This is a genomic window from Virgibacillus litoralis, from assembly GCF_017873675.1.
In the GTDB taxonomy this organism is placed as follows: domain Bacteria; phylum Bacillota; class Bacilli; order Bacillales; family Amphibacillaceae; genus Lentibacillus; species Lentibacillus litoralis.
This window is the reverse complement of record NZ_JAGGKK010000002.1, coordinates 60,109-78,647: the sequence shown is the minus strand read 5'-3', so window position 1 is coordinate 78,647 and position 18,539 is coordinate 60,109. Positions and strand designations below refer to the sequence as shown.

Annotated in this window: 20 protein-coding genes and 1 other annotated feature; of the genes, 15 read left to right on the top strand and 5 right to left on the bottom strand. The window is 35.8% G+C overall.

Going from position 1 to position 18,539, the window contains the following annotated elements; genetic code table 11:
* Nucleotides 1-69 precede the first annotated feature (69 nt).
* The 15 genes from J2Z82_RS02675 to J2Z82_RS02605 all read left to right on the top strand — a co-directional run bounded on the left by J2Z82_RS02675 (nucleotide 70) and on the right by J2Z82_RS02605 (nucleotide 14,212).
* Nucleotides 70-738, top strand: coding sequence for a tetratricopeptide repeat protein (locus tag J2Z82_RS02675; RefSeq protein ID WP_209479252.1), 669 nt, complete (start codon nucleotides 70-72; stop codon nucleotides 736-738).
* 18 nt (nucleotides 739-756) lie between these two features.
* The gene (recD2, locus tag J2Z82_RS02670; RefSeq protein ID WP_209479251.1) at nucleotides 757-3,081 is read left to right on the top strand and encodes an SF1B family DNA helicase RecD2; all 2,325 of its coding nucleotides are present in this window, start codon (nucleotides 757-759) and stop codon (nucleotides 3,079-3,081) included.
* 152 nt (nucleotides 3,082-3,233) lie between these two features.
* The gene (locus J2Z82_RS02665; protein ID WP_092492472.1) at nucleotides 3,234-3,425 is read left to right on the top strand and encodes a hypothetical protein; all 192 of its coding nucleotides are present in this window, start codon (nucleotides 3,234-3,236) and stop codon (nucleotides 3,423-3,425) included.
* A gap of 47 nt (nucleotides 3,426-3,472) precedes the next feature.
* On the top strand, nucleotides 3,473-4,540 hold the full coding sequence (locus J2Z82_RS02660) for an AI-2E family transporter (RefSeq protein ID WP_209479250.1): 1,068 nt from the start codon (nucleotides 3,473-3,475) through the stop codon (nucleotides 4,538-4,540).
* A 49-nt stretch (nucleotides 4,541-4,589) separates the two neighbouring features.
* Nucleotides 4,590-4,795: a binding site (T-box leader), on the top strand.
* Between the two features lie 74 nt (nucleotides 4,796-4,869).
* Entirely contained in the window at nucleotides 4,870-7,509 is a 2,640-nt protein-coding gene (alaS, locus tag J2Z82_RS02655; RefSeq protein WP_209479249.1) for an alanine--tRNA ligase, read from the top strand.
* Nucleotides 7,510-7,605: 96 nt separating this feature from the next.
* Nucleotides 7,606-7,875 carry an IreB family regulatory phosphoprotein gene (locus J2Z82_RS02650; protein WP_092492475.1) on the top strand — a complete coding sequence of 90 codons (270 nt, stop codon included), beginning with the start codon at nucleotides 7,606-7,608 and terminating at the stop codon, nucleotides 7,873-7,875.
* Entirely contained in the window at nucleotides 7,876-8,292 is a 417-nt protein-coding gene (gene ruvX / locus J2Z82_RS02645; RefSeq protein ID WP_209479248.1) for a Holliday junction resolvase RuvX, read from the top strand. It abuts the gene before it with no gap.
* Nucleotides 8,293-8,304: 12 nt separating this feature from the next.
* Nucleotides 8,305-8,592 carry a DUF1292 domain-containing protein gene (locus tag J2Z82_RS02640; protein ID WP_092492477.1) on the top strand — a complete coding sequence of 96 codons (288 nt, stop codon included), beginning with the start codon at nucleotides 8,305-8,307 and terminating at the stop codon, nucleotides 8,590-8,592.
* A gap of 122 nt (nucleotides 8,593-8,714) precedes the next feature.
* Entirely contained in the window at nucleotides 8,715-9,833 is a 1,119-nt protein-coding gene (mltG, locus tag J2Z82_RS02635) for an endolytic transglycosylase MltG (protein WP_209479247.1), read from the top strand.
* A gap of 194 nt (nucleotides 9,834-10,027) precedes the next feature.
* Nucleotides 10,028-10,663: an O-methyltransferase gene (locus J2Z82_RS02630; RefSeq protein WP_209479246.1), complete on the top strand. Its 636-nt coding sequence runs from the start codon at nucleotides 10,028-10,030 to the stop codon at nucleotides 10,661-10,663.
* 21 nt (nucleotides 10,664-10,684) lie between these two features.
* Nucleotides 10,685-11,323 carry a uridine kinase gene (udk, locus tag J2Z82_RS02625; RefSeq protein ID WP_209479245.1) on the top strand — a complete coding sequence of 213 codons (639 nt, stop codon included), beginning with the start codon at nucleotides 10,685-10,687 and terminating at the stop codon, nucleotides 11,321-11,323.
* Nucleotides 11,324-11,467: 144 nt separating this feature from the next.
* Nucleotides 11,468-11,944, top strand: a complete 477-nt coding sequence (greA, locus tag J2Z82_RS02620) for a transcription elongation factor GreA (protein ID WP_209479244.1) — start codon at nucleotides 11,468-11,470, stop codon at nucleotides 11,942-11,944.
* Between the two features lie 552 nt (nucleotides 11,945-12,496).
* Nucleotides 12,497-13,180: a YrrS family protein gene (locus J2Z82_RS02615; protein WP_209479243.1), complete on the top strand. Its 684-nt coding sequence runs from the start codon at nucleotides 12,497-12,499 to the stop codon at nucleotides 13,178-13,180.
* A 30-nt stretch (nucleotides 13,181-13,210) separates the two neighbouring features.
* Entirely contained in the window at nucleotides 13,211-13,900 is a 690-nt protein-coding gene (gene mtnN, locus J2Z82_RS02610) for a 5'-methylthioadenosine/S-adenosylhomocysteine nucleosidase (protein ID WP_209479242.1), read from the top strand.
* A gap of 72 nt (nucleotides 13,901-13,972) precedes the next feature.
* Entirely contained in the window at nucleotides 13,973-14,212 is a 240-nt protein-coding gene (locus J2Z82_RS02605) for a YrhC family protein (protein ID WP_209479241.1), read from the top strand.
* 614 nt (nucleotides 14,213-14,826) lie between these two features.
* Here J2Z82_RS02605 and sigK read toward each other — a convergent pair.
* From sigK to J2Z82_RS02580, 5 genes are all read right to left on the bottom strand, one after another.
* Nucleotides 14,827-15,531, bottom strand: coding sequence for an RNA polymerase sporulation sigma factor SigK (gene sigK / locus J2Z82_RS02600; RefSeq protein ID WP_209479240.1), 705 nt, complete (start codon nucleotides 15,529-15,531; stop codon nucleotides 14,827-14,829).
* Between the two features lie 106 nt (nucleotides 15,532-15,637).
* The gene (locus J2Z82_RS02595; RefSeq protein WP_209479239.1) at nucleotides 15,638-17,134 is read right to left on the bottom strand and encodes a UDP-N-acetylmuramoyl-L-alanyl-D-glutamate--2,6-diaminopimelate ligase; all 1,497 of its coding nucleotides are present in this window, start codon (nucleotides 17,132-17,134) and stop codon (nucleotides 15,638-15,640) included.
* Between the two features lie 263 nt (nucleotides 17,135-17,397).
* On the bottom strand, nucleotides 17,398-17,769 hold the full coding sequence (gene mnhG / locus J2Z82_RS02590) for a monovalent cation/H(+) antiporter subunit G (protein ID WP_209479238.1): 372 nt from the start codon (nucleotides 17,767-17,769) through the stop codon (nucleotides 17,398-17,400).
* Nucleotides 17,750-18,061 (bottom strand): Na(+)/H(+) antiporter subunit F1, encoded by a 312-nt coding sequence (locus tag J2Z82_RS02585; RefSeq protein WP_209479237.1) that lies wholly within the window; start codon nucleotides 18,059-18,061, stop codon nucleotides 17,750-17,752. Before J2Z82_RS02585 ends, mnhG begins: the two co-directional genes overlap by 20 nt.
* On the bottom strand, nucleotides 18,058-18,534 hold the full coding sequence (locus J2Z82_RS02580) for a Na+/H+ antiporter subunit E (RefSeq protein ID WP_209479236.1): 477 nt from the start codon (nucleotides 18,532-18,534) through the stop codon (nucleotides 18,058-18,060). Before J2Z82_RS02580 ends, J2Z82_RS02585 begins: the two co-directional genes overlap by 4 nt.
* Nucleotides 18,535-18,539: the final 5 nt, after the last annotated feature.

The window sequence follows — 18,539 nt, the reverse complement described above, 5'->3', positions numbered from 1 at the left end:
CAACTAAGGCTTATCTATATTAAAGCCTGACGATGAGCCAAGTTTTTAATTATTGGAGGTTAAAAAAAGATGGATCGAAATCAGGAAGCAATTAATCTAATGAAGGAACAGAAATACGAAGAAGCTGCAGAAATCTTCAATAAAGTCATCGATGAAAACCCAAAAGACCCCCTTGGCTATATTAATTTTGGAAACTTACTTCTTCATGTAAATGACCTTGAACGCGCACAGCGCTTCTTTGAGAAGGCAATAGAACTTGATGAGCATGCAGCTACAGCGTATTATGGGCTGGGCAATGTTTATTACGAAGAGTCCGTTTATCCGAAAGCACAAGAAAACTTTCAGAAAGCTATAGATATCGGCCTTGTTGAAGCAGATGTTTATTTCATGCTAGGAATGACCTTTTATCATGAGGAGCATTTCAAACTTGCATTACCATATTTATTAAGGGCAACCGAGCTTGATCCGGATGATGAGGAAGTATTATTCCAGTACGGCCTGACGCTGGCGCAAAGTGACCATATTAAAGATGCCAAGACAGTTTTTGAAAATGTTTTGAAACTGGAGGATCAGCATAGTGACGCACATTATAATTTGGGAGTAATTGCAATATATGATGAGAATCTGTCAGATGCATTGGTCCATTTTGAGAAAGCACTGGAAATCCAGCCGGAACACACACTTGCTGCAAATGGAAAAAGTCAAATTGAAGAGTTACTGAATAACACGGACATGTAGGATTGTGAGGTTGTTTAAATGATACTGGATGAGCAATCTAATACAAAACACGGCTTTATAAAAGGTGAACTTTTGTATATGATTTTTCAAAATGAAAGTGAGCACTTTTCGATAGCCAAAATAAAGGTTCATGATACAAATGAAAATTATAAAGACAAAGAAATTGTTGTGAAAGGTTATTTTTCTAATCTGCAGGATGCAACTGTTTATTGTTTTTATGGTGATTTTGAAAAGCATGCTAAGTTTGGGATGCAATATCAAGTGAAATCGTATGAGACGTATATTCCAGATACAAAAGACGGATTGATTGCTTATTTATCCAGTGATTTATTTTTTGGTATAGGTGAAAAGACTGCTACCAAGGTAGTGGATGTGTTAGGAGAAAATGCAATCTCTAAAATCTTAAATAATAATGAAGTATTAAATGAAATCCCTGGGTTAAAAAATGAAAAAGCTGAATTACTAAGCAAAACTCTGCAGGAAAACCAGGGTTTTGAACATATTGTTGTGTATTTATCCAAATATGGTATTGGTTTAAAAATGGCGCAAAAGATATACCAGGAATATAAAGATGAGGCAATTGTTGTGCTGCAAAATGATCCATATCAATACGTATTTGATATTGAAGGATTTGGCTTTCGTACAGCTGATCAGATCGCCCAGCAAAATGGTTTATCGTTAACCCATCCAAATAGAATTGGTGCTGGGTGTATTTATGTTTTACAAAAGAATATACAAGACGGGCATGTTTATTTACCTATCGATAATTGTATTAAACAGGTGCTGGAATTGCTATTAAACCCTGAACAGTCGTTGACTATGGATATGGTTTCCAACCGTCTGGAAGATTTAAATAAGGAAAAAGCAGTTATCATGAAGGATGGAAACGTTTATCTGCCTTCACTTTATTACGCAGAAGATGGGTTTGCTTCTAATATCAAACGTCTGATGAAAAAACCTATTGAACAGGATACAACAATGGCCGATTTGATGAAAATTATTGGAGATATTGAGGAATCAGAGGTTTTAAGTTATGGTAAAGAGCAATTTAATGCGATAAACCATTCATTAAAGTCAAAATTAATGATTGTTACTGGGGGGCCAGGAACAGGTAAGACTACTGTTATTAAAGGAATCTTAAAAGCATACGCAGCAATACATAATATTTCGACTGATCCAACTGATTATGATTCAGAGTCAGATTATCCATTTATATTAACGGCACCTACTGGGAGAGCATCTAAGCGCTTAACTGAATCTACTGGGCTTCCTGCATTGACTATTCATCGGTTGTTAGGCTGGGATGGCAGAGATGGTTTTGAAAAAAATGAAAATGAGCAGTTGACTGGAAAGTTTTTAATCATAGATGAATTTTCTATGGTTGATATATGGCTGGCCAATAGTCTTTTTAAGGCAATTCCTGATGATATGCAAGTGTTGCTTGTTGGTGACGAGGATCAACTTCCATCGGTTGGACCCGGCCAAGTATTAGCTGATTTGTTAGGAAGTGAGTTAATTCCTATCGTAAGTCTTAATGAGGTGTACAGGCAAAAAGAAGGTTCAAAAATAATTCAATTGGCACATTTGATCAAACATGATACATGTACGGAGGACTCCCTGATTAATGATAAGGATTTCAGTTTTATCCCCTGTATGGAGCATCAAATGATTGATGTCATTACAAAAGTGTTCCATAAAGCAAGAGATAAAGGTGTTGAATTAAGAGATATTCAAGTTTTGGCACCGATGTACCGGTCACAAGCTGGAATAACAATCATTAATCAACAGTTACAAACACTTGTTAACCCTAAATCTTCAACGAAGCGTGAAGTTAAAGCGAATGATGTTGTATACCGAACAGGTGATAAAGTACTCCAGCTTGTTAATAAACCAGAAAATGGTGTTTTTAACGGTGATATTGGAGAAATTGTAGCTATATTTGAAGAAGATGAAAACGTAGATCATGTCGAACAGTTGGTGATTGACTTTGAGGGCAAGGAGGTAGTCTATGAACGGAAAGATTATGTGAATATCATGCATGCTTATTGTATTTCAATTCATAAATCCCAAGGGAGCGAATTTCCAATTGTGATTATGCCGGTAGTATCTTCGTATAATCGAATGCTGCGTAAAAATCTACTCTATACGGCTATAACTAGAAGTAAAAAGTCATTAATTATTTGCGGACAGCAGAATGCATTTTTACGTGGCATAAGTACACTGGATACAAATAGGCGTTATACCACATTGCCAGAACAATTGAATGATAGGTTGCAGGATATTCCAATAGATATGTATGAGGATGAGGAAGAAAAAGAAATCTCACCATATGATTTCATGTAATTTAGTAGTATATTCTTTAAGATTTGGGCAAACATAAGAAAAAGTTTAGAAATCTTGGCTTATCGCCAAGCTTTTAATGGCGAAAGCCTTAGTTTACTTATGCAGTAAAAAAGTGATTATACTTTTTATCTGCCTAAAAAGGAGCTTTGATTATGTTCGTGTGCCCAAATTGCAATGGTAAAGATATAGGGAAAATAGGTTCTCAGCAATATTATTGCTGGACTTGTTTTATCGAGCTGTCAGTGTTTGGAAATGAATTAACTATCCATCAGGTAGAAGCAGACGGATCTTTAAGTTCACTTGATGATTTGTTTTCTGAAGATGAACGGAAAATTCAATGGTAACCCTCAGTAGTAAATGAAAGCTATATCACTACTAGGGAGTGTAAAATATGTTCAAAGGTAAAAAACCGTTAGATTTGATGTATTGGGCAATTACCGGAATAGTTGTCTTTCTATTTATATTTCTATTTGTAAAACTTTCCCCGATTTTTGGAGATTTCTTTTCATTTCTTTGGTACTTGCTTTCTCCCTTTCTAATTGCTATTCTTATTGCCTATCTCGTCTATCCTGTCATTAAAAAGATGCATCATTATAATATCCCTAAGAGTATTGCTATTTTAATAATCTATCTCATATTTTTTGGTGGGACTGCTTATATAATTTACCGCGTTTATCCTGCTATCATTCATCAACTAAGTGATTTAAATAAGCAACTACCACACTTCATTGACATGTACCGCAATTTTGTGTACAGCTTATACGAGTACACTGCCTTTTTGCCGGAAACAGTCCATGATAAGATGGATGAGCTGATTTATGATATAGAATCATTTATTGAAAATCTTCTAGCCAACCTTGTAAGAGGATTTACAAAAGTATTCGATTTAATCGTGTTCCTCACTGTAATACCTGTATTAGTTTTTTATTTTCTGAAGGATTTTGTCAAGATAAAAAACTATTTTAGAAACTGGATTCCATCGAAGTATCAAACTCAAATGGGTGATTTAGTTCATGCAGTAGATAAAAGCTTAGGGAAGTATATACGTGGGCAGTTACTTGTTTGTCTATTTGTAGCTTTTACGACATTTGTAGCTTTTTATATCCTTGGCGTTAAATATGCATTGTTGTTAGCAATAATAATCGGGTTAACAAATATCATACCATATTTCGGACCAATTATCGGTGCGGTTCCTGCAGTAGCTATAACTGCTGCGACTTCTGGTAAATTGGTGCTAATGGTATTATTAATCATTTTTATTATACAATTAATTGAGGGTAACTTATTATCTCCTTATATCGTTGGGAAAAGTATCAACATACATCCAATTGCCATCATTTTTGCCTTACTGTTAGGTGGACAATTAAGTGGCGTGCTCGGAATGATATTGGCAGTACCAGTGTTAACAATATTGAATGTAGTCACAACACACTTAGTTGCGATTAAACGATATAATTGACATTTCTGCATTTGTTTTCTATAATATCGCATAACTAGTAAATTAATATCAAAATGCGTTGAAAGTTCTAAGTACATGATACTCTGATTTAAGAGAGGGATTTCCTTTGGCTGTAAGAAATCCTATTTAAGAGACATGGAATGCTAAACTGGAGCACGGTTAATACCCGTCGGTCTCATACCGTTACAATGACAAAGTGATGGACGAACTTTTCGTTCATAATTAGGGTGGTACCGCGAATATCTCGTCCCTGCAAAACTGCAGAGAGGGGATTTTTTTAATTGTTATAAAAGTGTATGAAAATAATCTTAAATAGTGGAGGCGGAATTATGAAGCAGTTAACTTCAGCACAGGTACGACAAATGTTTTTAGATTTTTTTAAAGAAAAAGGACACCGTGTTGAACCAAGTGAATCTTTGGTACCAAAAGAGGATCCAACATTGTTATGGATTAATAGTGGTGTCGCCACGTTAAAAAAGTATTTTGATGGACGCGTAATCCCGGATAATCCGCGATTGGTTAATGCGCAAAAATCAATTCGGACAAATGATATTGAAAACGTAGGATTTACAGCACGACATCATACGTTTTTTGAAATGCTTGGCAATTTTTCTATAGGTGATTATTTTAAAAAAGAAGCAATTGAATGGGGATGGGAGTTTTTAACCAGTGATAAGTGGATTGGTTTTGACCCTGATTTATTAGCTGTAACTGTCCACCCTGAAGATGATGAAGCATATGATATTTGGCTACATGACGTTAAAATCCCGGAAGAACGTATTATTCGTCTTGAAGAGAACTTTTGGGACATAGGTGAGGGGCCAAGTGGACCAAATACCGAGATATTCTATGACCGTGGTGAACAATATGGAAACGATCCAAATGATCCTGAACTATATCCTGGCGGTGAAAATGAGCGTTACCTGGAAATATGGAACTTAGTATTTTCTCAATTTAATCATAATCCGGACGATACCTATTCACCATTACCTAAGAAAAATATCGATACTGGCATGGGACTGGAACGGATGGTGTCGGTTATTCAAGATGTTCCAACTAATTTTGAGACAGATCTGTTCATGCCAATAATCAGGAAAACGGAAGAATTGTCCGGGAAAGAGTATGGCAAAAATACTGCAGATGATACAGCATTCAAAGTTATTGCGGATCATGTCAGAACAGTAACATTTGCAATAGGTGATAATGCGCTCCCATCAAATGAAGGCAGAGGATATGTGTTAAGAAGGCTGTTGAGACGTGCAGTTCGATTTGCAAAGCAAATAGGTATCGATAAGCCATTTATGTATCAATTGGTCCCTGTTGTTGGAGAAATTATGAAAGACTTTTACCCTGAAGTAGTCAAACAACAAACGAATATTGAAAGTATTGTTAAAATTGAAGAGCAACGCTTCCATGAAACATTAAATGATGGCTTGGATATTCTGACATCGATCATGTCAAAAGAAAAAAGTAAGGGAAGCGATGTTTTTCCTGGCAGTGAAGTGTTTAGACTATATGATACGTACGGGTTTCCTAAAGAACTAACAGAAGAATATGTGGCGGAACAAGGATTCACTATTGATGAAGAAGGTTTTAAAGAAGAAATGGAAAAACAGCGTGAGCGAGCTAGAAATGCACGTCAAAAAGTTGACTCTATGCAAGTACAAGATGGTATATTAAGTGAGATAGAAGCAGATAGTACGTTTATTGGCTATAATCAATTAGAAACTGATACAGCGATTACAGCAATCGTAAGTGGAAGTGAAGTAGCTGAAACTGCCAAAGCTGGAGAGGAAGTAATGCTATTTTTACAAGAAACACCTTTCTATGCTGAGAGTGGTGGTCAGATTGCAGACAATGGCTGGATCTACACGGATACTGCCTCTGCATATGTTGAAGATGTACAAAAGGCTCCAAAAGGTCAGCATATTCACCGGGTGCGTGTGAAAGATGGTGAACTGCATACTGGTAACAGTGTAAAAGCAATAGTTGATAAAGGATTCCGAACAGCTATTATCAAGAATCATACAGCAACACATTTATTACATCAGGCTTTAAAAGATGTGCTTGGTGACCATGTAAATCAAGCCGGTTCAATGGTGACTCCAGATCGATTACGATTTGATTTTTCACATTTCGGTTCTGTGAAACAGGAAGAGTTACAGCATATTGAAAAAATCGTTAATGAGAAAATATGGGCTTCGTTGCCATTAGTAATTGATATTAAGAAAATAGACGAAGCTAAAGAAATGGGAGCAATGGCTTTATTTGGCGAAAAGTACGGGGATATTGTTCGTGTTGTTCAAATAGGAGATTATAGTATTGAATTATGCGGGGGATGTCATGTTCAAAATACAGCTGAAATTGGGTTGTTTAAACTTGTGTCTGAAACTGGTATAGGTGCTGGAACAAGAAGAATTGAAGCAATTTCGAGTAAACAGGCATATGAGTATGTAAATAAGAAGCTTGACGTGTTACAATCAACAGCACAGCTTCTAAAAACAAATGAAGAAAAGACTCCAGAGAGAGTTGAGGTATTGTTCCAGGAAATAAAATCACTTCAAAAAACCAATGAATCGTTGAGTGCAAAGCTATCAAATGCAGAAGCATCATCTGTAATGGAACAAGTAGAAACGATAAAGGGTGTTAACGTACTAACACAACAAGTGAATATTAAGGACATGAATCAGCTGCGAAATATGGTTGATGATCTAAAACAAAAATTAGGATCAGGCGTAATACTGCTGGCAGCAGAGAATAACCAAAAAGTACAGTTGGCATCCGGAGTATCCAAAGATTTAATTGAAAAAGGGTTACATGCCGGTAACTTAATAAAAGAAGCTGCTGAACTTTGCGGTGGCGGCGGTGGTGGTCGTCCTGATATGGCTCAGGCCGGCGGTAAAGATTCCAGTAAAATTAACGAAGCATTAAAGCTTGCCAAGGAATATGTAGAAGATAAAATACACTAAAAAAAAGCTTGTATTCTATCTAACAAAAAAAGATATAATAATAAGAGTAAACATGTTAGAATGTGAATAAGGCAAAACATGGAATGAGGTGTCACTATGAGCTCTATTGATAAAACAATGAAATTTAATTTTTCGGAGGAACCTTTTGATCAGGACATAAAGGAAATTCTGTTTACTGTCCATGGTGCGCTTAAGGAAAAAGGTTATAATCCGATCAATCAAATTGTGGGTTATTTATTATCTGGTGACCCTGCATATATACCAAGGTATAATGATGCACGGAATTTAATTCGTAAAATTGAGCGTGACGAGGTAATTGAGGAATTGGTTAAATTTTATTTAGAAGAACAGCAAAAGGATAGATAAATGAAAATAATTGGATTAGATGTTGGCTCCAAAACAATTGGTATTGCGGTAAGCGACGCGTTTGGCTGGACCGCACAAGGTTTGACCACGATAAAGTGGGATGAACAGGAATTACATTCTGCCGATGAACAGCTAGAAAAAATTATAAAAGAGCATGAAATTGAAAAAGCTGTAATAGGATTGCCCAAAAATATGAACAATACTATAGGTGAACGCGGAAAAGCATCACAAAGATATGCAAAACATGTTGAAGACACACACAGTATCCCTGCAATTCTATGGGACGAAAGACTTACTACTATTGCTGCCGAACGTGTTCTTCTGCAAGCAGATGTTAGTAGAAAGAAAAGAAAGAAAGTAATAGACAAGATGGCAGCTGTAATGATTTTACAAGGATATCTTGATCAACAGAATTAAAGGAGTGTAGTAATGGCGCTAGAAGAGAAGGAACGTATAATTATACCAGATGAAAATGGTGAGGAACATTTATTTGAAGTGTTATTTACCTTCGATGTAGATCAAACGGAACAATCTTACATTGCAGTTGTACCAGTTGAACAAAAAGACGACGAAGAAGTTGAAGTTTATGCATTTCGTTATGAAGAAAAGGAAAAAGATGACAATGATCTTTCTCTCTTCCCGATTGAATCAGAACAGGAATGGGAAATTGTTGAGGAAATGCTGAATACTCTAGCTAATGAAGAAGAGAACGAATAAGTACTAAAGGCAACAAATAATAGATTATTTAGCTGATGTCAAATAATGATATCAGCTTTTCTTTTATCATAGCTAAATTTTATTTTTTTTAGTATAATGTACCGGGTGAGGGGGATAAACGTATGTTTAAGAAGAAAAAGTCAGGTGGTTATAAGGACAACTTAATAAAGCGCAGCGAGGATGCTAGGACAGTTAGAAAAATTGTTGCCATTATTATTATCTCATTAATCCTTATACTTGTCGTAGGTGGAATATCTGGATACACATATATCAAATCCGCCTTACAGCCTGTTAATCCTGATAGTGAGAAAGAAGTAAAGGTTGAAATACCAATGGGTTCTTCAACATCTAGCATCGCAAATGCACTCGAGAAAAATGGGATTATTAAAGACAGCCGTGTTTTCAGGTTTTACATAAAATTTAAAAATGAGTCTAATTTTCAAGCAGGGGAATATACATTTACACCATCGATGAAAATAGATGAAATAATTACGGCTTTAAAAAATGGTAAGGTTTTGGAAGAACCGGTATATACAATTACTATCCCCGAAGGAAAGACCATTGATGAGATAGCTGGAATATACGCTGGAAAACTTCCTTTTAGTAAAGATGATTTCCTGGATACAGTAAATGATCCAGAGTATATTGAAATACTTATAAATACGTATCCGGATATATTAACGAACAATATATTGAATCCTGATATTCGGACACCGTTAGAAGGGTATTTATTTGCAGCAACATACAATTTTTATGAAGAAGAACCAAGTGTAGAATTCGTAGTTGAACGAATGCTGGACAAGACAGTGGAGGTTGTTACCCCTTATCTGGATGAAATTTCTGCACGCGATTTCACTGTACATGAAGCTTTAACAATGGCATCGCTGGTTGAAAAAGAATCAAGCTCCCAAGACCAACGAGAGAATATCGCAAGTGTATTTTATAATCGACTCGATGAAGGAATGCCGCTGCAAACAGACCCAACTGTTTTATACGCACTTGGCAAGCATAAAGAAAAAGTATTATCAAAGGACTTAGAAATAAAATCGCCATATAATACGTATCAAGTCAATTCTTTACCCGTTGGTCCGATATCAAATTTCGCTAAAACTTCTCTGGAAGCAACCCTAAACCCAGCGGAATCTGAATATAAATATTTCTTACATGATGGTGAAGGTAATGTGTATTTTTCAGAAACGCATGATCAGCATTTGGAATATAAAGCACAGTATATAGATTAAAGTGAAAAGGGAGTGTGGATTAGAAATTCACATTTCCTATTTTTGGGCAAATAGGAAGTTATAAATACTTTCTCACTGCATTCGTGCAGCTTAGACTTATCTGCATTATGGCTTGCACACCAATATAAAGAAAGTAACATACGCTTCTCTAAGAATTCCAAATGTCAAGTTTTCTAAAAAAAGAGGTTATTGTAGTGGATGAAAAGTTAAGAAGTTATTTAACGCGGTCTTTACCTTCTGCAGACGATTGGGTAAGGGAGCTTGAGCGAATAGCAGAAGATGAAAATGTACCAATTATGGATCCAATAGGCATAAACTTTGTAATGCAATTAATACGCTTAAAGAAGCCTAATAGAATATTAGAGGTAGGTTCTGCTATTGGATATTCAGCACTAAGAATGCTGGAGGCAAATCCGAATGCTACTATTGTGACAGTCGAACGGGATGAGCAAAGGTATAATCAAGCAGTTCAAAACGTCTGGAAATTAGGTGTTCAGGATAATATACAAGTTATTTTCGGAGATGCTATAGAAATACTAAGAGAATTTAAGGAGGATAACAAATTTGATTTAGTATTTATTGATGCAGCTAAAGGACAGTATAAACGTTTTTTTGAGCTTTCCAGTCCACTTTTATCCGAAAATGGATTTATCCTTTCTGATAATGTTTTATTCAAAGGTTTTGTAGCTGATCCAGAGAAAGAACATCCCAGATTTCAGAAATTAGCTAGGAAAATAAGAGAGTACAATGAGTGGCTAATTCAACACCCCGATTATGTAACAACAATTGTTCCAATTGGAGATGGAGTAGCTATAAGTAATAAAAAGTAGAAGAAGGGAGAACCTATTCTCATGCCTGAAAAACCAGTTGTTATAGGTGTTGCTGGAGGAAGCGGGAGCGGTAAAACGACTGTAACCCGTTCAATCTGTCAACGTTTCCAAGATAAAACAATTCTTGTAATAGAACAAGATTATTATTATAAAGATCAGAGTCATTTACCATTTGAAGAAAGACTGGATACTAATTACGATCATCCATTAGCATTTGATAATGATTTATTGATAGAACATTTGCATGATCTTATGTATGGCAAAACAATCGAGAAGCCGGTCTATGATTACAAGGTTCATACACGTTCTAAAGAAGTGATTCCAGTTGAACCGAAAGAGGTTATAATTCTGGAGGGTATTCTAATTTTGGAGGATCCTCGTTTGGTTGATTTAATGGATATAAAGGTGTTTGTTGATACAGACTCGGATGTACGAATTATTCGCAGACTGTTAAGAGATATTAAGGAGCGCGGAAGAACATTGGATTCTGTTATTGATCAATATACTAATAATGTTCGACCGATGCACCTGCAATTTGTGGAACCGACTAAAAGGTATGCTGATATCATAATTCCAGAAGGTGGTCAAAATCATGTGGCGATTGATATTATGGCCACTAAAATTGAGAAAATATTATCTAAAAATCGACAAAACAATTAATGTAAAAGTATTGAAAATTTAAATTAAATCTGCCATAGTAGTGTTTAGTATAGCTTTTCACAGGATATTAAAGACATAAATGCAGTAATATCATATTGTTTTATGATTTTATTCGAACTGTTAGATAAAAGGAGTGTATTTTAAATGGCAATAGAGAAAAGTTTTTATATGACCCAAGAGGGGAAAGAGAAGTTAGAAAATGAACTGCATTACTTGAAAACGGAGAGAAGACAAGAGGTAGTTGAACGAATAAAAGAAGCACGAGGTTTCGGCGATTTATCTGAGAACTCTGAGTACGATGCAGCTAAAGATGAACAGGCATTTGTTGAATCACGTATTAGCCATGTCGAAACAATGATTCGCAACGCAGTGATAATAGAAAATGATAATGAAAATCCAGACATAGTATCATTAGGAAAAACTGTGACGTTCAAAGAGTTCCCTGATGGAGAGGAAGAATCCTATACTATTGTGGGTAGTGCTGAGGCTGATCCATTTGAGGGTAAGATTTCCAATGATTCTCCTATGGCTAAAAGTTTACTTGGTCATGAAATCGGCACTGAAGTATCGGTGGCCACTCCTGGTGGAGATATCCAGGTACAAATCATAAAAATTGATTAATTGCTAGAACATAAGCGCAAGCGCATCTTCATTAAATTTTATAGTTTCCTAAACATGAAAAAAGCGGAATGAATAGTCATTTCGCTTTTTTTAATGGCTGTTTGTTTTACATACATTAGAGAGAATTACCCGTCAAGTTTAGAGTTACAGGACACACGAGTCCCACGTAGGCATCCCATTATTGTTTCAAAGGCTGTTTTTTCCATCGATATAAGTGCCTGCGAACAGACCAGAGGATTCGTTTTGTAGTACTTAGTGTGGATCTCCAATCACACAGCTGGAATAAACTCGGTTACACCGCCGGCACTCTGCTGAAGCTGAATTGTTGCTCTAAGGTGCGCACGTAGTGTATATCAAGAGTGTGTCATAAAACTTAAATTACATAAACAATACGTTGCAGATATTAATATCATTTATTGGAAAAAAGCAGTAATCTTCAAAAAACAAACTTTCATGATAATATAGTCATAATTATCTATTCTAAACATGACATATATCTTCTCTAACAAAATATGATATTATAGTAGTGTATAGTATGGGAGGGTAAAGGCAATGTCTGATTTCAACGATTATTCACGTGTGGATAAATTTGAAAAGCGAAGAAAAAATACTAAATCATTATCGGTTTTTCTAGTATTGGGTAGTTTACTTTTTATTGTATTACTAGGAGTAATTATTTTTGGAGGTGATAATGAGGCTGATCAATCTGCTGAAAATCAATCAAATGCAGCACCAGAAGAGTCAGAACAACCTGAAAGTCCAGATGAGTCAACTCCTAAAGAGGACGAGCAATCGGCTACAGAAGAAAATGAATCAGAGAATAGCAACAGTACGTCAGATAGTTCCAATGATACCGGTACAGAAGAAGAAAATAATAATGATGCAGAAACAGAGCAGGCTGAACCCTCGGGTGACAACGTTGCAGACGCATATACTGGAAATTGGGAGCCTGTTGGGACAGAACAGACGGGCCAGCATACAATAAACTATACTGAGAATTCCCAGGATAGAAATGAAATGCGTAAAGCTGTTGCGTTAGCGACTGATTTAAATGAAGACAATTTTACTATGTGGTGGATTGAACGTAACGGAAATCAAAAGGTCAAAACGACAACATCAAATCCGGATGAATCAAAAATTTACCGTGTATATCTAACTTGGGTTGATGGCCAGGGATGGAAACCAACTAAAGTAGAGAAACTAAAAGAAAACGACCAAAAATATCGATTTGAATAAATAGGCATATTTCATAATGGAGGCACTGCTATGACGATTGGAATAATAGGAGCAATGGACGAAGAAATAGCTCTGTTAATGGAACAGATGACAAACAAAAAAGAAGCTACTATTGCAAATTGCTTGTATGTGCAGGGCGAATTACTTGGTCAGGATGTAGTCTTACTTAAATCAGGTATTGGAAAAGTAAATGCTGCAATGGCAACGACGATTATGCATGAAAGGTATGCACCATCTAAGGTGATTAACACAGGATCCGCTGGTGGTTTTTCAAATGATTTAGAGGTTGGAGACATTGTTATTTCAACACAGGTTGTCCATCATGATGTAGATGTTACTGCTTTTGATTATGCATATGGTCAGGTTCCTGATATGCCGGCAATGTATGCTGCGGATACAGAATTAATTGCAAAAACGACACAAGCAATAAAAGACTTGGATATCAACTTTAACGAAGGTATTATTGCAACAGGCGATTCTTTTATGGATGATCCGGAAAGAGTAGCTTTTGTACACAAAAAGTTTCCTACGATGCTTGCAGCGGAAATGGAAGCAGCAGCAGTTGCACAAGTTTGCTATCAATACAATAAACCATTTGTTATTATTCGAGCATTATCTGATATAGCTGGTAAACAGTCGTCTAGTTCATTTGATGCTTTCCTTGAAGATGCAGCTAAGAATGCAGCTAACTTAATAATGAAAATGATTAAAACAATCTAATGCATCCAAGAATTACCTTCCTATAGTAATAGTTTCATATGTTATGATTCATATATAGGAAGGGGAGATACTATGAAGTTGAATATAGAGCAATTAGAATTAAAATTAAAGGACTATCGCCGTTTTACAGCAACATTGTTGATATTGGCTTCATATCTATATATGGGTGCAATTATTAATACGTATATTCGTCAATCCCCAGATGGGAGTTCATTAACACTACTCGCTTTTGCAACAACATTCGTTGCAGGATGGCTAATCTTTCAATCTCATCGTCTAAAAATAAAAATACAAGAAAATGAGCGCGTATGATTTTTAGTCATCGCGCTTTTTTGTAGTATAGGATATTATAAAATTTAAGTGCTGTGGATAACTGGACTTCCGAATCAGCGACGTCCAGCTCCGACGTACAGGACGTACTAGTGCCGGTGACGCCACAGGACGTGGCGTTCTCACCGGCCAGCGCCTAGCGCCTAGTGGACTTCCCTCCCCGTGTCTATGATAAGAAATAAAGGATGTTCGACTAAAACCACCACATCCTGTGGCAACGTCGAACTACCCCACGTCCTGTGGGGCAGCTTACGCTCTTCGTGTATCCTTTATCTCAGGGAAAAGGAAGATCGACTAAGACCGCCGCTTTGCGCGGCAACTTCGACCCACCCACAGCGCTGAGCGCAGTCCATACGGCGCTGAACAGGCGCTTGCGCTTTTGTTCTTTACATTTTACTAGCATAAGTAAAAGGCTTCTTTATATTAAGGCCTGAACTCAAAAGTATAAAGGTTTCTTAGAAAACTTGGCATTCGCCAAGCCTTAATATAGATAAGCCTTAGTTGCACTAATGCAGTAAGAAAGGATTTATACTTTCTTACTGCTAAGAAAGCGAAGTACGATTTCATAAGAATCCATTAACGAATGTCAAATTTTATTAAGCTCTTTTTTCTTTCCGATAGTATTCATGAAAAACTTTCATCAACGCTCTTTTCTCGATACGGGATACATAACTTCTGGAAATATTTAATTTCTCAGCAATTTCCCGCTGGGTCATCTCTTTTTGCTTTCCTAATCCATAACGGTAAATGATAACTTCTCTTTCCCTATTATCAAGAATAGATAGATAGTGTTTCAACTTATCGATTTCCATGTTTAGCTGAATATATTCAATAATGTTTTCATTTTCAGCTTCTAAGATATCAATCAGACTGATTTCATTTCCTTCTTTATCTTGCCCGATGGGATCGTGAAGGGAAACGTCTTTCTTCACCTTCTTTAATGCACGTAAATGCATCAGTATTTCATTTTCTATACACCGAGCGGCATATGTGGCTAGTTTAGTACCTTTGTCTGTAGAGTAGCTCTCAATTCCTTTAATTAGCCCAATCGTCCCAATAGAAATTAAGTCCTCCATATCCTCTCCAGTATTTTCAAACTTCTTAACGATGTGCGCAACCAGCCGTAAGTTGTGTTCAATTAATTTATTTCGAGCGGAATCATCACCATTTTGCATTGCCTGAATGTACCTTGCTTCATCTTCTGGTGGTAATGGTTGTGGGAACGCGTGGTTTTTTACGTAGGAGACAAAAAAGAGCGCTTCTTTAATCAGTAATGCAAGAACACTTAATATTCCAGACAAACACAAGCACCTCCTTCAATTACTGGCTGGGCTATTGCCTATATAACATCTTTATGAAGGAAGGGATGGTTCTGTGTCTGTCCGGAAAAATTTTAGCCTGGTTTATTTAACTATTTTTATTCAGGGTGGGTTTAGACTTTTTAAATTTTCTATATGATACTTCTTTAATAATTCTAGTATCGCTATATGGCTGTTTTGTATTCTCAATAATTTGGTAATTTTCTTGTCCTTTACCAGCAATTATTAATATATCGCCTGGTTCAGAAATTTCTATTGCATATGTAATTGCTTCTTTGCGATCTGCAATTAAGACATAATTATTATGCTGCATGCCTTTTTCCATATTTCTGAGTATGTTCTCAGTATTTTCATATCTGGGATCATTAATAGTTAAAATAACAAAATCTGCTGTTGATGCCTTTTCCGCCATCAGTGGCCTCTTCTCATCATCTCTATCTCCTCCAGTACCAGCCAGATAAATAAGTCTATTTGTTTTGAAAGGTAAGACAGCTTGTATCGAACTTTCTATTGCATTTGGTGTATGGGCATAGTCAAGATATAAGGTTACTGGAGCATTTATATCTAATTTTTCTAATCTGCCACTGATTGGTGATATTGATTGCAAAATAGTTACGAGTCTTTCAACAGATGATCCACTTGCATATAAGGAAGCAATTGCGGCCATTGCGTTATATATATTAAAGGTTCCTAACAAACGCATTTTTGCACAATATGAACCCTCGGGTGTATGCAAGGTGAATTCAGTAAAATCTTCGTGGAAAATAATCTTGTTAGCGTAAAAGTCTGACTGCTCCTGCAGACCATATGAAATGACCTCATGGGCAGATATGTTTTTATACGTTTCAAACCATGGATCATCGTAATTTAACACGATATATTTATTCTTGGTTAGATCATTTCCCAATTGGGCAAAAAGAATGCCTTTTGTGTACCCATATTGCTCCATTGTACCGTGAAAATCCAAATGATCATGTGAAAGGTTTGTGAACGTAACAATATCAAAATCAATACCGTTTAGTCTTCCTTGTGCAATACCATGTGAGGACACTTCCATTATCATATGGCTAATGCCATTATTTAGAGCACTCTTTAACATTCGCTGATTTGTAATCGTGTCACAAGTCGTATTTTCTGTTGATTTTAATTCATCGTTTATTGTTATTCCGTTTGTTCCCGATAATCCAGCCTGAATTTTCTCTTCTCGCAGCATAGAATAAATTAGATTGGTTACAGTAGTTTTACCATTCGTTCCGGTCACTCCGAATGTAGTCATCTTTGTAGAAGGGTAGTTAAAAAACCTATTTGCGAGGATTGCCATTGCTTTTTTTGTATCGCTAACAATGACTAAGGCGGACTTTTCAAAGTCCATATCTAGGTTTCTCTCTGAAACAATTATAGATGCTCCATTTTCCAATGCCTCTTTATAAAAGTCGTGCCCATCAAAGGTGAATCCTGTTGTACATATAAATAAACATCCAGATACTGCCTGGCGTGAATCTTGTTCAATAGCAATTACTTCTTTAGGTACTGTTCCATATATTTGTTTTACTTTTAAAGCGGATAATAAAAATTGTGTATTCATTTTAGAACCTCTCATCTATAAAATCTCTTCTTACTTTGTCCAAATTCATATTAAATATATTATTTTTATAATATGTTTAATACCCAATCATTTAAAGTTTTAATCTAATTCAAAATTCCCAAATTACTTTATTAAGGTACAAAAAAAAGTAACTTTTATATAAAAAGTTACTTTTTAAGCAGTTAAGAAAGTATAAAACCTTTCTCACTTCATAAGTGCTACTAAGGCTTATCTAAATTAAGGCTTGGCGTATGCCAAGTTTTCTAATGTTGGGTATGTTTTTGAATAGCTTCTTCATATTCGTCAGTTCTATTTTTAGTAACGGGTTTTACTCCGTTCCGATGAGCTGCCCTTGATATCATATGACCAGAGACAGGGGCGGTCAACAGTGTAAATACAATAGCTAAAAGCAACTTTCCGCTAACTATACCGTCTGATACATATAAAAATAGAAATGCACCAATTAATATACCTGCAATACCTAGTGTAGAAGCTTTGGTAGCTGCATGTAATCTTGTATAAACATCAGGAAAACGAACAATTCCAATAGAACTTGATAGAATGAAGAATGTTCCTGATAGTAAAAAGAAGGCGATTACTAAATCTAAAATGATATCAATCCAAATTTCTATCAATTATAACACCCTTTTCCAAGTATTTTGCAATTGCTATCGTCCCGATGAATAATAGGATTCCAATAAGTAAGATAACATCATTCAACATGGTTGTTGAAATAATAATTGCAACCAATGCTGCGAGACCCATTAGATTGATACCTATTGCATCAAGTGCCACAGCTCGATCGGCATTGGTTGGTCCATCAATGATTCGGTATAATAGAAGCAGTAGCGATATGGAAATGCCTACTACACATACTTTAGTAACAATTTCAAGAATGGTTTCAGTTATTGATTGTAATTCTGTCATCGTGTCACCTCAGAAATAGCTTTTTCAAATGTGTTTTTGATAGAGTGAATTTCATCTTCAATATCATCAATATGCATGGCATGGATATAAATATGGGTATTGTCACTGGAAATGGCCACGGATAAGGTACCAGGTGTTAAAGAAATTAAGTTTGCAAGTAAAGTGATTTCCCAATTGCTTTTTAATTCGGTAGGCATTGCAAAAATTCCTGGTTCAAACTCAAGCTTAGGTTTATAAACAAGTTTCACGATATCAAAGTTTGATGATATCAATTCTTTTATAAATAAAAACATTAAATAAATAATTTTATATACGCGTCTTAAATAAAAGGCATCCGGAATAAAACGATTAAATACAAGCAACAAAAGTATTCCCAGTATATATCCGGCAATAAAGCTTGCTCCGGAATAGCTTTCACTTAAAAACATCCACATAATTGCAATTATTAAGTTAATAACTACCTGAAAGGTCATAATAC

Bases quoted from the DNA above. Each gene is read 5' to 3' on its own strand.
- J2Z82_RS02650 (WP_092492475.1), top strand. From the start codon at position 7,606: ATGAGCTCTATTGATAAAACAATGAAATTTAATTTTTCGGAGGAACCT.
- mtnN (WP_209479242.1), top strand. From the start codon at position 13,211: ATGACGATTGGAATAATAGGAGCAATGGACGAAGAAATAGCTCTGTTA.
- greA (WP_209479244.1), top strand. From the start codon at position 11,468: ATGGCAATAGAGAAAAGTTTTTATATGACCCAAGAGGGGAAAGAGAAG.
- J2Z82_RS02605 (WP_209479241.1), top strand. From the start codon at position 13,973: ATGAAGTTGAATATAGAGCAATTAGAATTAAAATTAAAGGACTATCGC.
- J2Z82_RS02660 (WP_209479250.1), top strand. From the start codon at position 3,473: ATGTTCAAAGGTAAAAAACCGTTAGATTTGATGTATTGGGCAATTACC.
- J2Z82_RS02675 (WP_209479252.1), top strand. From the start codon at position 70: ATGGATCGAAATCAGGAAGCAATTAATCTAATGAAGGAACAGAAATAC.
- recD2 (WP_209479251.1), top strand. From the start codon at position 757: ATGATACTGGATGAGCAATCTAATACAAAACACGGCTTTATAAAAGGT.
- alaS (WP_209479249.1), top strand. From the start codon at position 4,870: ATGAAGCAGTTAACTTCAGCACAGGTACGACAAATGTTTTTAGATTTT.
- mltG (WP_209479247.1), top strand. From the start codon at position 8,715: ATGTTTAAGAAGAAAAAGTCAGGTGGTTATAAGGACAACTTAATAAAG.
- J2Z82_RS02615 (WP_209479243.1), top strand. From the start codon at position 12,497: ATGTCTGATTTCAACGATTATTCACGTGTGGATAAATTTGAAAAGCGA.
- J2Z82_RS02665 (WP_092492472.1), top strand. From the start codon at position 3,234: ATGTTCGTGTGCCCAAATTGCAATGGTAAAGATATAGGGAAAATAGGT.
- J2Z82_RS02640 (WP_092492477.1), top strand. From the start codon at position 8,305: ATGGCGCTAGAAGAGAAGGAACGTATAATTATACCAGATGAAAATGGT.
- J2Z82_RS02585 (WP_209479237.1), bottom strand. From the start codon at position 18,061: ATGACAGAATTACAATCAATAACTGAAACCATTCTTGAAATTGTTACT.
- J2Z82_RS02580 (WP_209479236.1), bottom strand. From the start codon at position 18,534: ATGACCTTTCAGGTAGTTATTAACTTAATAATTGCAATTATGTGGATG.
- J2Z82_RS02595 (WP_209479239.1), bottom strand. From the start codon at position 17,134: ATGAATACACAATTTTTATTATCCGCTTTAAAAGTAAAACAAATATAT.
- ruvX (WP_209479248.1), top strand. From the start codon at position 7,876: ATGAAAATAATTGGATTAGATGTTGGCTCCAAAACAATTGGTATTGCG.
- udk (WP_209479245.1), top strand. From the start codon at position 10,685: ATGCCTGAAAAACCAGTTGTTATAGGTGTTGCTGGAGGAAGCGGGAGC.